This is a genomic window from Photobacterium angustum (assembly GCF_002954615.1).
Classification (GTDB): Bacteria; Pseudomonadota; Gammaproteobacteria; order Enterobacterales; family Vibrionaceae; genus Photobacterium; species Photobacterium angustum_A.
Genome location: NZ_MSCJ01000003.1, coordinates 1,571,015 through 1,585,752, shown reverse-complemented (window position 1 = coordinate 1,585,752; position 14,738 = coordinate 1,571,015). Strand labels below are relative to the sequence as shown.

At 38.0% G+C, this 14,738-nt stretch carries 13 protein-coding genes; 9 read left to right on the top strand and 4 right to left on the bottom strand.

Features of this window, described 5'->3' with window-relative positions:
• The first annotated feature begins 18 nt into the window (after nt 1-18).
• Complete coding sequence (locus BTO08_RS22000) at nt 19-2,781, top strand: hypothetical protein (protein ID WP_105062655.1); 2,763 nt, start codon at nt 19-21, stop codon at nt 2,779-2,781.
• A gap of 136 nt (nt 2,782-2,917) precedes the next feature.
• Here BTO08_RS22000 and BTO08_RS21995 read toward each other — a convergent pair whose 3' ends face one another.
• Nucleotides 2,918-4,051, bottom strand: a complete 1,134-nt coding sequence (locus BTO08_RS21995; protein WP_105062654.1) for an SEL1-like repeat protein — start codon at nt 4,049-4,051, stop codon at nt 2,918-2,920.
• A gap of 187 nt (nt 4,052-4,238) precedes the next feature.
• On the opposite strand from BTO08_RS21995, the gene BTO08_RS21990 reads away from it, so the two are divergent.
• From BTO08_RS21990 to BTO08_RS21975, 4 genes are all read left to right on the top strand, one after another.
• Nucleotides 4,239-4,712 carry a hypothetical protein gene (locus BTO08_RS21990; protein WP_242446324.1) on the top strand — a complete coding sequence of 158 codons (474 nt, stop codon included), beginning with the start codon at nt 4,239-4,241 and terminating at the stop codon, nt 4,710-4,712.
• A 313-nt stretch (nt 4,713-5,025) separates the two neighbouring features.
• Nucleotides 5,026-6,855 carry a selenocysteine-specific translation elongation factor gene (selB, locus tag BTO08_RS21985; RefSeq protein WP_105062652.1) on the top strand — a complete coding sequence of 610 codons (1,830 nt, stop codon included), beginning with the start codon at nt 5,026-5,028 and terminating at the stop codon, nt 6,853-6,855.
• Between the two features lie 211 nt (nt 6,856-7,066).
• Nucleotides 7,067-7,900, top strand: a complete 834-nt coding sequence (locus tag BTO08_RS21980; protein WP_105062651.1) for a leucine-rich repeat domain-containing protein — start codon at nt 7,067-7,069, stop codon at nt 7,898-7,900.
• A 121-nt stretch (nt 7,901-8,021) separates the two neighbouring features.
• The gene (locus tag BTO08_RS21975) at nt 8,022-8,357 is read left to right on the top strand and encodes a zinc ribbon domain-containing protein YjdM (RefSeq protein ID WP_005366260.1); all 336 of its coding nucleotides are present in this window, start codon (nt 8,022-8,024) and stop codon (nt 8,355-8,357) included.
• 52 nt (nt 8,358-8,409) lie between these two features.
• Here BTO08_RS21975 and BTO08_RS21970 read toward each other — a convergent pair whose 3' ends face one another.
• The 3 genes from BTO08_RS21970 to BTO08_RS21960 all read right to left on the bottom strand — a co-directional run bounded on the left by BTO08_RS21970 (nt 8,410) and on the right by BTO08_RS21960 (nt 11,069).
• Nucleotides 8,410-9,516, bottom strand: coding sequence for a flavin monoamine oxidase family protein (locus BTO08_RS21970; RefSeq protein ID WP_105062650.1), 1,107 nt, complete (start codon nt 9,514-9,516; stop codon nt 8,410-8,412).
• The gene (locus tag BTO08_RS21965) at nt 9,513-10,187 is read right to left on the bottom strand and encodes a cupin domain-containing protein (RefSeq protein ID WP_105062649.1); all 675 of its coding nucleotides are present in this window, start codon (nt 10,185-10,187) and stop codon (nt 9,513-9,515) included. The genes BTO08_RS21970 and BTO08_RS21965 overlap by 4 nt, the downstream gene beginning before the upstream one ends.
• A 108-nt stretch (nt 10,188-10,295) precedes the next feature.
• Nucleotides 10,296-11,069 carry an SDR family NAD(P)-dependent oxidoreductase gene (locus tag BTO08_RS21960; RefSeq protein ID WP_105062648.1) on the bottom strand — a complete coding sequence of 258 codons (774 nt, stop codon included), beginning with the start codon at nt 11,067-11,069 and terminating at the stop codon, nt 10,296-10,298.
• 163 nt (nt 11,070-11,232) lie between these two features.
• On the opposite strand from BTO08_RS21960, the gene gcvA reads away from it, so the two are divergent.
• From gcvA to BTO08_RS21940, 4 genes are all read left to right on the top strand, one after another.
• Nucleotides 11,233-12,144, top strand: a complete 912-nt coding sequence (gcvA, locus tag BTO08_RS21955) for a transcriptional regulator GcvA (RefSeq protein ID WP_105062647.1) — start codon at nt 11,233-11,235, stop codon at nt 12,142-12,144.
• A gap of 150 nt (nt 12,145-12,294) precedes the next feature.
• Nucleotides 12,295-13,221 carry a LysR family transcriptional regulator gene (locus BTO08_RS21950; RefSeq protein WP_198038523.1) on the top strand — a complete coding sequence of 309 codons (927 nt, stop codon included), beginning with the start codon at nt 12,295-12,297 and terminating at the stop codon, nt 13,219-13,221.
• Between the two features lie 176 nt (nt 13,222-13,397).
• Nucleotides 13,398-13,961, top strand: a complete 564-nt coding sequence (locus BTO08_RS21945) for a fimbrial protein (RefSeq protein ID WP_105062645.1) — start codon at nt 13,398-13,400, stop codon at nt 13,959-13,961.
• 10 nt (nt 13,962-13,971) lie between these two features.
• Nucleotides 13,972-14,706, top strand: a complete 735-nt coding sequence (locus tag BTO08_RS21940) for a fimbrial biogenesis chaperone (protein ID WP_105062644.1) — start codon at nt 13,972-13,974, stop codon at nt 14,704-14,706.
• Nucleotides 14,707-14,738: the final 32 nt, after the last annotated feature.

The following is a 14,738-nucleotide window of genomic DNA, read 5'->3' as shown; positions in this document are numbered from 1 at the left end:
TCGGCGGAGGAGCGTCATATGAATGTCTTCTACAGGTTTATCATCAAGGTATTGATGCCTGTTTCGTTATTGATGAGTTTTTATGCAGTTGCATTAACTGAATCAGGAACAGTGATAAAAAACCAAGCAGGTGCGACGTATCGAGACAGTGCTGGTATCGATCGTAGTACAACGTCAAATTTAGTTGAAACTGTTGTACAACCTGTAGCTGCAATGACGTTGACGTTTGATCAGTCTAAACTAGGTGCGGCAGGTGGTCAGGTAACCTTTACTCATGTGCTAACTAACACAGGTAATGTTACTGATACTTATGATTTAGATATTGTTCCACCTGGAACGGTTATTTCTGGTGCATCGATTTATCCTGATGTTTCGCCAAATGATGGCGTGGCCGATGCTGGAGCTGCAGCGATAGATCCTAACTCAGATATTATTGGACCATTGGCTCCGGGCGAAAGTTACTCCTTTGTAATTGTGACTGATATTGATGCAGCGGCTGCACTTAACCAGTCTGATTCATTAACCATTACCGCAACCAGTCAGCAAGTGAATGTGAACGGTGTACCCGTTGCTAACGGTATGGTTGGTAATGAAACTAATACAGATACAGTAACTGTCACTGATTTACCGATTATTGATATTACAAAAGCAATCAGTGCTGATAATGGCGCTGCACCAAGCGGGCCTTATACTGTTACTTTCACGTATACCAATATTGGTATCACGGATATGAATCCTGCCAATACCAATGGCATTATCTTAAAAGATGAATTGCCTGAAGGAATGCGCTTTAACGGTGGTGTAAATTGGAGTGTCTCGGGTACGCAGATATCACCATCAAATAATACCGCTGGTGGTAGTGGCTCTGATGGGACATCAGATTTGAGTTTCACGACTTGTATTAATAACCCAATTAGTTGTCCAACCCGCGATATTGTTGAATTTACAATGGATGGTCTAGCTTCAAACGAATCAGCAACTATTTCATTTGAAGTGATGATTGATAATGGCGCACCAGCGGGTACAGTTTATAACTTTGGTGTTTATGGTTTCGATGAAGATAACAGTGGGCAAGTTGATAATAGCGAACTGGAATCTACTGATACCAACACTGTGCCGTTCAGAATCAATGCTGAATATAGTGTGATAGCAAATAACGGTGGTTGTACACCAGGTACAGATAGTAACTGTGATGGTAATGATGATACCAATCATGAAACTGTGAATGTACCATCAGCGAAACAAGGTGAGCGTGTTTACTTTACCAACTATATTTGGAACACAAGTAATGCGGAAGATACATTTAACATTACTTATGAAACCTCTACCTTCCCAGCAGGCACTAGCTTCTTCCTTTATAAAAGTGATGGCGTTACACCGTTAGTTGATACAGATAACGATAGTAATCCTGATACTGGTAGGATCCCAGCGTCAGGACAAACCTGTCGTATTTATCAAGTAACAGATGTAAACGGTAACTGTGGCTATAAAGTGGTGCTAGTGGCAACGTTACCGCCAAATGCAACGGGTGGGCCATTTGAAGTCGTTAAACGAGCAACCTCATCGAATGACATTTCGAAATCGAATACGGTTATCGATCAGTTAAGTGCTATCGAACTTAGCACGGTTGATTTAACGAATAACTTCCGCGCTGAAACAGCAACCACAACAGAAGATAGCTGTGATGCTGCTGATGACAACTGTGGTTTTGGTGCTGGTGCAGAAGCCTCGGCGGTTACCACAAATAGTGTCGAGCCTGGTAAGACAACACGTTTTACCTTATACGTTACCAATACATCAGCAGCCGCGGATGGTTATAAACTTGAATACAGTGATAATGATTTTAATGCAGGGGATTTACCTGCAGATTGGACTGTTGTGTTCAAAGACGCAACTGACAATGTTATCTCTGGTATCCCTGTTTTAGCCCCAGATGCAGCTGTACTTGTCTACGCAGATGTCACCGTCCCTGCTTCTGCAGGTAGTACAACACAATCTATCTACTTTAAAGTTACTTCCGATACCACAGGGGCAACAGATACAAAACATGATGCCGTTACTGTAGATAACAGTGGTTTATGTGTGGGCTCATCAAATAATCTGGCTGGTGTGACACATGTTGGTGGATCAAAAGTGTATGTTCATACCTTAACAAATAACAGTAATGATGCCGTTGGGCCTATAACCATTGGAGTTGTAAACAGTATCGCTGGGTTTACTTCTGTCATTTATGAAGATACCGATAATTCTGGTGATTTAACCAACGCAGATGTTGCTATTACATCTATTACAAGTATTGCAGGGCAATCTACAAAACTGCTCTTAGTGAAAGTATTTGTGCCTGCAAATGCGCAGGAAGGTGTTACAAACCTTACTACATTAACCCTAACAAGCCCTTGTGGTGTGATTGAAATCATTGATTCAACAAGAGTATCTAACACCAATATGGAGGTGAAAAAACTTCAAGCGATTGATACCACTTGTAACGGTGTTGCTGATGGCCCTTATTTAACGACTCAACTTTCAGTTGAGCCAGGCCGATGCGTACTCTATCAATTAATCGCTAAAAATGTAGGGATTAAAGATGCACTAAATGTTTCAATTTCAGATATAACGCCTGCTTATACCTCATTTATTGTTGCTGGTGGCGTACCATCAATTACTGCTGGTACGGTGAATAATATAGTGAATGGTAGTTCAGGCACAATTACAGGAACAGTTGGAACAGTTATACCTGGCGATACGGTAACACTAACCTTTGGTATAAAAATTGATGATTAAAATTTATTGATTATCGTTATTTATTAACGGGAACGCTTGCTTGGCAATGATTCGCCAAGCAAGTTTTTTTTGTTTTAAATTCAGAGGAAATAAAGGGGGGATGAAATGAAAAATAAAGTGAGAGGGACAATAAGTACTATTGTTCAGAAAGTAATTTTTGTGCGCGTTCATTACCGTTAGTTGCTGCTTTTTCTAACCAATATTCCGCTTTTTCATAAGATTCAGCAACGCCATCTCCATTCGCGTACATACTTGCCAAATTATACATCGCCTGATTATTACCAAAATCTGCAGATTGTTGATACCAATAGAGTGCTTTTTTATAATCTTGCTTAATTTGATACCCTTGATCATACAACTTAGCCAATTGGAACGTGGCTGGCTCATATTGGTTATTGGCCGCTATAGTTAGCTGTTTTAATGCTACGTCATAATCATTTTCAATCAGGAAAGGGTATTTAAACCCTAATGTAGCAAGTTGATATAGTGCTTTTGGATCGTTATCTTTTGCTGCAGCAGAAAAATGGAAGTAACTTTTTTCTAGATCGCGATTTACATTATGGATACCAAAGCGATAAATTTTTCCTAGTGTATGGTGTGAATAAATATGATTTTTATTGGCTGAAGACTGTAAAAGCTCAATCGCTCGTTCAATATTATTATTTGTTTGAAGGTACGAAATAGCCAGTAAATATTCATTTTCTTTACTTTTCTTTATATTATCCCCCTCCATGATTTTAATTGTGTTTATATATTCATCATTAATAAAGTAAAGGTAAGCAAGAGAATAAGAAGATGGAGAATGAGATTTTGAATGATTAATAAATAACAAACGTTCAGCTTCAAGATGATCGCTATTTCCTCCTTCACCATCAATAAGCATTAATGCGTAGTAATAGCGTGCGATTATATGATCATTATCTGCCGCTTTTTTATAAAGTTCCCGTGCTTTTTCAGGTGACAACGGGAGCAACTTTCCATTTCTATATAGTGTACCCAGATAGAACATGGCATTAGGATCGTTCTCTGCAAGTTTTTCTATTTCAGTAATATGGTTTGATTTTTCAATAGGATGGGTGTTAGCGTTTTCTAGTTTTAAAATATGCTCCTGTAAAGATGTCGGGTTAGGGGGAGGGATGTTTTTCATATTAGAGCCGAGACTTTTTATATCTGTTTTTTTGTTATTAACCGTAGTGTTATTATTACGATCAAAAATATCTAAAGAACAGCCGGAAAATAAAAATAAAGCTGGTAATAATAGTCGTATCATAATTGATTTCTCCTATCCCTGTACTATTGTTAATTTTAGAACATAAGTTAAGGGATGTATTATGCGTTATCTATTTATTTTATTATTAAGCAGTCTATTAACAGCGTGTTCCTCAAGTAATTTAACATCATCTTGGGTGGACACGTCATATACAAAGTTTCCAATAAAAAGCACGATGGTTGTTGCTATGTCTGACAATTTACGTGTAAGACGGATCTTTGAAGATGATATGGTAAAACAATTACAAACTCATGGAGTAAATGCGATCCCGAGTTCGCAAGTTTTTCCTAACGAGTTACCGTCTAAAAGCGATATTGCGGCTTATGTGAAAAAACATAATACACAAACCGTTTTTGTCGCAAAATTGATAAACATTGAAGATAAAGAAGTAAGATATCCGGGTAATACGGGATATAGCTATAACCGAGGTATTAGTTTTAACAGTTACTACAATACTTCTTATAGTTATATTTACGATGATAGTTACTCTGTTTCTTATGAATTTGTGAACGTTGAATTCACCTTATTTGATACGCAAAGTCATAACCCGATTTGGTCAACATCATCAGAATCTGTTGATCCAAGTGATATGAATAATATTATTGATGAATTAACGGGAATATTAATCACGAATATGAAAGACAATAACGTGATCAGATAGAAATTTAAAAATAGAACTAAGCCCTGCAATAAGCGGGGCTTTTTATTGCTTGCGAATAGACAATAATAAAGAGTATGAATAAATATCATACAGATAAAAGCAAAAATACTTCATTAAAAAACAAGCCTAATATTTGTTTGTTATACAAATTGATACTAGTCAATTACTAATATCCGAAAGTTTATTACTATCACCTCAAGAATTTGATGATAAACCTTTATAAATTAATGACTGCGTATTCATGCCTCAACATGCGCAACAATTAGTACCTTATCTCAATATAAATATTATTCACTTCAATTAGGTCGTAGTAATGGTCTCACAGCCTCATAATGTAGAAAAATATCAAGCCGTTATTGGTTTGGCTGGTCATGTTGATCACGGTAAAACCGCTTTAATTGAAGCACTCACAGGTATCGTCACAGCGCGTCCACATGAACAACAATTAGGTATGACACAAGATTTGGGTTTTGCCTATTTTAAAGACGATAACAATAATACCATTGGTGTTGTGGATGTCCCGGGACACGAGCGTTATCTACGTAATATGGTGTCAGGTGTATGGCACCTTAATGTTTTATTGCTGGTTATAGCGGCAGATGAAGGGTGGATGCCGATGACTACCTCACATTTACAAGTTGCACATGCGATGGGAATAGAAGATATCGTCGTGTGTATTAATAAGCGCGATAAAGTCACGGCAGAGCAACTCAGTGCGGTAGAAGATCAAGCCCTAGATAATGTAATGGAGATGACGGGTTTATTACCTGAGATTATCAGCGTATCAGCATTAAAAAATGACAACATTCCTGCGTTACGTGATCTACTGATTGAGGCGGTTAAAGCTAATATTGAGCGTAAAGCATTGGCTTATGTTGCAGATGATCAGGTCGTAGCCCCAATAATGTATATCGATCGTTCTTTTGTCGTAAATGGCATGGGCACCGTACTTACAGGTACATTGGCACAGGGGACGTTGAGTATTGGCGATAAGGTTCGCTGCTTTCCTAGTAACATCATGGGGACAGTTCGTTCTCTGCAAGCTTATCATCAACAACATCAGCAGTTATCTGCCACCTGCCGTGTTGCTGTGAATGTTAAAGGGATCAGCCGTAAAGAAGTAGGGCGAGGGCACTTATTAACATCTGCGACAATAACCCCACCATTACATAGTCAGAGCATCGTTCGTATCAATAAAACGGCAGACAAACTCAAGCAACGTAAACAACGTCATGTTGAAGTTGCAATGGGAACTTGGCATGGCTCGGCATTGTTAAGTTATATTCCGAATACTCAATTAGCACGACTAACCTTTGAAAAGCCCATCCCAATGATTTTTGGGCAACGATTAGTAATGATCCAAAAAGGTGGCTGTGGTCTACAACACGGTGCTGAAATTGTGTGGTCAAAACCTGTAATGGGTTATCAAAAACGCCGTTTATACCAAGCATTAGATAATTTACCTGCGCTTTTAAAGCCTGAATCACAACGTGAGATGTTACTCGCTCTACAAGGTTACTTTGAAACAATCGAAGCAGGTTTTGAGCCGGCACAAGGTCAAACTTATTTAACGCCTTATTGTTTAGAAGATAGCTGGTTAGCTGATAGTTATATACAAATACAGACGTTACTGTCTGATGGGATCTCAATGTCATCTGCCGAAATAGCAACACGTCTACGTATAAATGAAGCGGTGATTGATATTTTAATGCAGCAATTAAAGCTGCAAGAAAAAGTGCATGTTAGTTATGGCAAATGGTGCTTAGGGCAAGGTGATAACGAAGACGAATTACCTTCTGCGGCACAAGAGATTCTGCAACAAATACGCGAGTTAGGTAAAGCAGGGCTAGAGCTGAATAAAGTGACGGTTGCTGGTGGTAAAAAGTGGCTTAGACAACTCAGCCATCAAAAATATATTACCGCTTTGGATGATACCATTTACTTCGATATGGGCTTATATCTTGATTTAGTTAAAGCCGTGATAGCAGAGCATCAGCCCCAAGATCGTATATCGATGGGAGATATTAAAGATCGCACAGCATTAAGTCGAAAATACTCAATCCCATTAGCAAATAGAATGGAAAAAGATGGTTGGGTTCGTCGTGATGGTGATGAGCGTATTATCTTAAAATCATGGGTTTAGTGAATGTAGTTGCTATTTATTATTACTGACTGAAATGTAAACAAGACTTTATGGAATAGTGCTTACTTAAAAAGTATTTATTTGATCCGGTGCAAATTTTTGTAACCTATATTTCCCCTACAGTATTTTGCTAACTAAGCTCTCAACCGCGTGAATGTTTGAAATCATTCACGCGGTTTTTTCGTTTATATATTTGGGAGTTTGTTTAGTTATGGATTTAACAAAGAAATTTGCGTTCACTGCATTAGCGTTAATGGTTTCAGGACAAGTCGCTGCAGCCGATTACAGTAAGGTAAGTGAAATACCATTCAAAGATGATAATTTTAAGCAGTGTGTAATGGCTCAGAAAATTGAAGATCCAGCTACGATCACTAAGTTAGATTGTAGTCAATTTTCTATCAACACCATCGATGAATTAGCAAATTTCCCGGCATTAAAAGAATTACAGGTATCAGGCTCTGAGTTAAAGCATGTTGATTTAACCCATAACCCAGCCCTAGAAAGTGTATTTATCACCAAATCAAAGATCGACAACATTGATGTTAGTCAAAATCCACAATTAAAAGAATTAGGGGTTAGTTTTAATCTATTATCACAGATTGATTTGAGTCATAACCCTAATTTGACAGATTTAGCGGTAGTAGCAAATAAATTGACTACGTTAGATCTATCTAAAAACCCGCAGCTAAAATACTTATGGGCAGATCGAAATCAATTCACGACCGTTGATTTTAGCCACAATCCGAATTTAGTACAGGCGGGATTGGCTGAAAACCAACTGACAACCGTTAACGTAAGCAAGAGTAGTAAGTTAAAAAGCTTATCATTAATGTATAACAAAGTGGTTGCGTTAGATGTTACTCATAACGCGCAGTTAGAAAAACTAAGACTGACGGATAATAAGCTGACGTCAGTTGATGTGAGTAAAAATCCTAAATTACGCTCGCTATGGTTAACGGATAATCCATTAACAAAACTTGATATTAGTGCTAATCCAAAGTTAGACGATTATGAAGCTGATGACAGCGTAACGGTTCTTAAATAAGCCGTATCACTAACGTAAACCGCAATCAGTCAAGCGATTGCGGTTTATTAAACTCGTATTAGCTAGCTATAACTATTAACATAATGCGCATTATTGTTAATTGATTAAAGAAGTTGTGATTATGTCTTTACCGCCGTGCCCAAACTGCCAATCTGAATATGTCTACCAAGATCAAGCGAACCTAGTGTGTCCTGAATGTGCCTATGAATGGAACCCTGCGGAAGTTGCAGAGGAAGAAACTATTATAATGAAAGATGTTAACGGCACATTATTGCAAGAGGGCGATAAGGTCACGCTAATTAAAGATTTGAAAGTCAAAGGCAGTTCACTGGTACTAAAAATTGGAACTAAAGCGGTCATTAAACGTATTGTTGAAGGTAAAGACCACCAACTAGACTGTAAACTTGATGGCGCTGGTGACATGATGGTTACTGCAAAATTTGTTAAAAAAGCGTAATACATCATTACGCAATTTTATTGACAAAGTTTGATTGCCCCCGTCTTGGCGCTTATTTTTCATAGAGCGCCAGATACCGTTCAACACCTAACTCAGCCGCTTCTGTTGCCCCGGCTAAATAACCCGGAAATTCCGTTGCCCATTCACTGCCAATACCTGTTAAGTGTTGCGACCAAGTATTATTAATGGGGGATCGAGGCGGTGCTAAGCTATGGCTTAATGCTTGGCTATCCAGCGTTGTGGCAGTAAATGTATCTTGCGCCCAATCTTTTATCATATGAGCTGTAGGCTGTACTGCTTGCTCGCCAAATAAACGTACCAATTGTTGTTGGCAATAAGCCTTAATCTGCTCTTCCCCGATATCCTTACGTTGCTGAGCTGGAATACCAATAAACCCGAATAAAGCAGCATGTTTTGGCTCTGTGCTTAGCGATGCATCATGAATTTCAACCATAGGGCCAACCATACTGCGTACGCTGCCTGATAGCTGTTGCTCTCGCCAAAATGGACGCTCATAAACAGCAATATATTTCGCGTGAGGTGCCATCCAGGTCGCTGTATGTTGCCATTGCTGTATAAGTGTTTCTGGTAACGAAGGCGAGAATTCAATGAGCTCAATCGCTAACCGTGGTGGCAGCGCGAGCAAGACATGATCACTTGTTGCCATTTGCTGAGTGTTATTTTGACTATCGTGGTAGTGGATAATAACCTTGTTTTCCTGCCGCTCAAGTTTCGTCACTTGTTTCGAACAATGAATATTAGTGTTAGTGAGTTTTTCGCTTATCGTTTTAATTAAGCCGCTCATACCTTGAGTTAGGCGCATAGAAGTAGGCTCTGTGACAAAGCCTGAAATTTCATTCGGTGTTTTAGATAACGAACGCTCTACAAGCATGTTACCGGTATCGTATTGAGCAAAACTGTCTAACTGAAAATCATTAATAAGCTGTGAAAACTCAGGTTGAATGTCAGGCCAAAACCATGCTGGCCCCAGATCAAAACTGGCTTCAGTGTTGTGTGGTGTGAAAGATTGGATCCGACCCCCAAAACTATCACGGGCTTCTAATAACAGATAATCTGTGATCCCTTTTTGTTCAAGTAAATACGCGGCATAAAGACCACTTAAACCGCCACCAATAATAGCTATTTTTTTATCCATCATGACGTAGCCTCGCTTTCAATATTGGCAAATTCACCTTGTTTGATAAACACCGTTGCACCTTGTTTTTCCGCGGTAACGGTTGCTGCTGAACCTTTAGGTAAGCGCAGCCAGCTTCCTTGTGGGTAAGTGATCCCGTCATGTTTTACAGAGCCAGTCACCACTAAAATCTCCGTGGCATCGAGCGACAAATCACACACAAGGTTAAGTGCAGGGACTTTCTGTAAACTGACCGATTCAAATGGGTTGCAAAATAATGGGCATGTTTCACGACCCTCAATCACTTTCCAATTAGCGGGATCGTTGGTATCTACACGCAGTGTTTCTTTTTCGATTTCGCGCATTTGCCATAATTTGACAAAAATCGTCGTGCCTTGGTGGCTAAAAGGCGCGTGTGAAGATGCGGGAGGATTACGTAAATACCAGCCAGTAGGATAATCGCCTGTACTGTCTGAAAACGTTCCCGATAGCACTAAAATTTCTTCACCCCCTGGATGAGCATGATTAGGAAATGAAGAATGAGGAGCATAACGAACAACAGTGGTCGCACGTGCTTTTTCATCGCCAATACGATCCAGCATCATACGTTCAACGCCCGTTTGTGTTGATGGCACCCAATGATAACGATCACCACGAATAGTGACAGGGCGAGTAAAGTCAGTATTAATTTGCATGATGACCTCTTAGATTTAAATAAAGGGCGACAGTAAGATAATTAAGTAGTGAAATAGCAAATAGTGAATATCTATCGCCCTAAAAAGTGAGCTTTAAAAAGAAGGAGATTAATTACGCCCTGCCATCACACCGCCATCGATATCCCAAATAGCGCCTGTTACCCACTTAGCTTTATCAGACAGTAAGAAAGTAATGGTATTGGCAATATCTTCAGGCGTACCTACACGACCAATAGGATGGAAATCATTAAAGCCTTGCAGTGCATCATGTACTTCAGCCTTAGGAATAAAGCCTTCATAAATCGGTGTTTGTACAACCGCAGGTGACACCGCATTAACGCGAATATTGCTTGCCGCTAACTCCATCGCTAAATGTTGAGTGAGTGCATGTAATCCTGCTTTTGCCATTGAATAAGCCGATGATGGTGTTGCAGCAATGGCTTGTTTCCCCCACATCGAGCCGATATTTACAATCGCACCTTTTAAGCCATTCGCAATCATATTGGCTGCCACTTTTTGGGTGATAAAGAAAAAGGCACGGTTAAGCTGCATATACTTATCGTAGTCGTTACTGTCATGCTCAAGAAACGGTTTTGGAAAAAACACACCAGCGGCATTGACCAGTAGATCGATGTCTTGGTGTTTTTCAGTAATGGTGTCGATAAGCGAATTAACGCTAGCTTCACTGGTGAGATCAGCCGTTAGTGCTTCAACAGCGCCTAACGTGGCTAATGCTTGCTGCGCGTTTTCGGCTTTATCAGCACGATGACCCACAATCACAGTACTTCCGCCTTGCTCTAACACCTGACGAGCGGTTTCATAACCCATGCCGCTTGTACCGCCGATCACTAATAGTTTTTTACCTGAAAATAGATCACTCATGGCTTTGCTCTCTCTGTTTAGCGTTTTTTAACTACGACTATCAACAAAAGAAAAACTTTCATGCTAGGCTTGGGTTGATAGCTAATGTTGACATTTTTGTTGTTATTAGCTGTTTCGACAAATGAGATAATCTGTTAAACCGATAAAGAAAAACTTTACCGATATGAAATTACCGATACATTTGAATGCGTTAAAAGCCTTTGAAGCCAGTGCTCGTCACCAAAGTTTTTCTGCTGCAGCAGAAGAGCTAAATGTCACACCAGCGGCGGTAGGGCAATTAGTCAGAACATTGGAAGAATGGTTAGAAACGCCGTTATTTCACCGCGCTAACAGTGGCAAAATTCGACTACTGCCAACTGAAACTGCCGAGCGTGCCTTGCCAGAAATTCGTGCTGGGTTTGATAAACTCTCCCAAGGGTTAGAGCTACTTCAGCAAAGCCCTACGTGCGGCATATTAACTGTGACCGTTAGTCCAGCGTTTGCTGCTAAATGGTTATTACCAAGGCTTGATCGCTTTCAAGCGTTATGTCCAGAAACCGATGTGCGATTAGACACCAATTTAAAACCGATAGATTTTGTTATTCAGCGCGTCGATATTGGTGTGCGTTATGGCACAGGAAATTGGCAAGGGCTGGTGGCAGAGAAATTAATGGAAGAAGAAGTGTTTCCCGTTTGTTCGCCACAGTTATTAGCACAAGCAGATAGCTTAATAAAACCAGAACAATTATTAGCACAAACACTCATTCATGATCTGTCTATGGATGAGCACTCAGGCTTTCCAACATGGTCAGCATGGTTAGATAAAGCTGGCGTAGCGGAGCATCAATCAGCCCATAATATTCAAATTAATAACTCGGCTGCGGTATTACAAACGGCCATTGATGGTGGTGGTATTGCATTAGCGCGAAGTGTAATGGTGAAAGATGATTTATCAGCAGGGCGGTTAGTACGATTATTTCCAGATATCCAATTTGATTCCCCACTCGCTTATTTTGTGGTTTATAAACCAGAATCAATCGATATAGCTAAAGTACAAGTGTTTCGTGATTGGTTATTTACCGAAGCTATCGAATAATAAAAATATAAATTAATGTAACGATCTAATCGTGCTTATCAAACTGTGAATTAAATTTAATAATAAATAACATTAAAAAAACTAATGTTATTTGAATGCGGCATAAGTTGTGTTTATATAATAGTACAATATAAATATATAAGTAAAATTATGCCATCGCGTACTGTATTACCCACAACATTAAAAAAATTAGAAGTCTTCTCTGAATTTATAAAATCAGGAAGTGTCGAGATTGTTGCTAATAGTCAATGTATAAATAAATTATCGGTGTATAGAATATTACGTGAAGTTGAAGAAGATTTAGGATTTAAATTATTCAAAAGAAATGGCAGACGTTTGGAGCCTCTTGAATCAGCATCAATACTTTATGAATCTGTTATTCAAGCGAGTAAAAGCTTAACTGACGGTATAGCAAAAGCTAAAGCAAATTCAGGATTAAGCGATAAGCAACTGAACGTCGGAATTGTAAATTCATTATCTGTAGATCTTGTTCCTTATTTGATAAAGAGCTTTAACGAAAGGTGTCAAGACATTGACCTTAAATTTCATAGTGACTCTAACGATTCATTGATATATCAAATGGAAAACAATAAGTTAGATGCGATCTTGATTTATGGCGATGATGCAATAGAAAAATTGGCTAATATGGTAGTACTAAAAGTCATTGATGATACATTAAGTTTCGTTACCAGTACTGATTCGCAGTCAAAACCTGATGCTTCACAAATACCTGTAGGAGTGAAATATTTATCAGAACAAAAAATGTTGGTGTTAAAACAAGATTTTTGTTTACGTAAAATATACGAGCAATTGATAAAATCAACTACTCAAAAACCTAAAATATATTCAGAGTTCTCAAGTATCTTTAGTCTGTCATTTTCACTAAGAGCTGACGATTATGGAACCATTCTTCCTTCTAGATTATCTTCAATAGCAAAACAACTAGGACTAAACTTTTATCCTCTTGCTAGTGATAAAAAATATAGTATTTACCTTATTTTTCCGAGAGCAATTGAAAAAGCATTTCACATGCGATCCCTTGTTGCGGCTTGTCGGATGTACAGATTAAAAGATTAAATAACATTTATTAATCAACTTATATTAAAAACTTATTTTATATTTTATTCTTAATAGAAAAAATTAATCATTATATAGAAATAATAAATCAATAAGTTGTTATTAAGGAATGCGCTGAATATTATTCGTCTGCAGCATAAAAGCTGTAAATCAGAATAGTAAAGTGGATATTAATCATGAATAAGAAAATTGTAATCAGCTCGTTAGCAATATTAGCAAGTTTTGGTGTCGCATCAGCAGCATTTGCAGATGATCCAACGCCGCCAACAACACCATTAGTAGTACATGGCGGTACAGTAAACTTTAAAGGTGAAATAACAGCAGGTGCATGTGCTGTTGATCCTGATTCAATTGATCAAACAGTACAAATGGGACAGGTTAAAGCTGCTACCTTAAAAGATCCTAACTCAGTATCATCATCTCATCATTTCAATATTAAGCTAGATGACTGTAGTACGGCTACATATAAAAACGTTGCAATGTCGTTTTTAGGAGCAACAGATGCTAATGGTTCGCTGGCATTAACAGATGCTGCAGGCTCTGCAAAAAATGTTGGTATTGATATTTATGACGGTACAAATAATAAAGTTAAATTTGATGATAGTACGCCAACGACGGCCGTTAAATTCCATGATGGTACAAACGTTATCCCATTCACGGCAAATTATGTATCAAATTCGGGTAGCGCAACACCTGGTACTGCTAATGCAACAACTACGTTCAGTATTATTTATAGTTAATTAAAAAGTAATGTTGCAACTGCAAAATGTAGTTGCAACTTTTTTAAAGAGAATCGTTTTGAAAATAAAATTTTTATATTTATGCACATTATTGATTGCAGTGTTAACTTCAGTGAATACATATGCTGGTATTGCACTTGGCCAAACAAGAGTTATATTTGATGGTTCAAAAAAAGAAGTTGAATTATCAGTTTCTAATAATAAAAAAGATAGTAACTATTTAATTCAATCATATATAACAAAAAGTAATAATAAGAAAACAAATGACTTTATTATTACGCCACCATTATTTGTAATGAAGGGTAAAGAAGAAAATTTGCTCAGAATTGTCGGTGTTAATAAAGAGAGTTTAGCTAAAGATCGTGAATCATTGTATTGGGTTAATGTTAAAGCAATTCCAAGTTTATCTGAAAAAGATAAGGGGAAAAATATAATTCAAATAGCAATAAATAATAGAATAAAACTATTTTATAGGCCTCATAAGTTTAAAGTCACACCTATAAAAGCACAATCTATGATTAAGTTCTCCAGACATGGAGATAAAATAACAATATCTAACCCAACACCTTATTATATAACAATAATCAACATGATTGTTGGTAAAGGAAAGTTAGAACCAACGATGATTGCACCATATTCTGAACATAAAATTGATAATAAAAAAAATTATAGAGGAAAGATAACTTATCAAACAATTAATGATTATGGTGGGACATCTGACGTAATTAAAGCTGGTTCTATATAACAATTATGTTTGCCTTATAGGGCAATTATAAG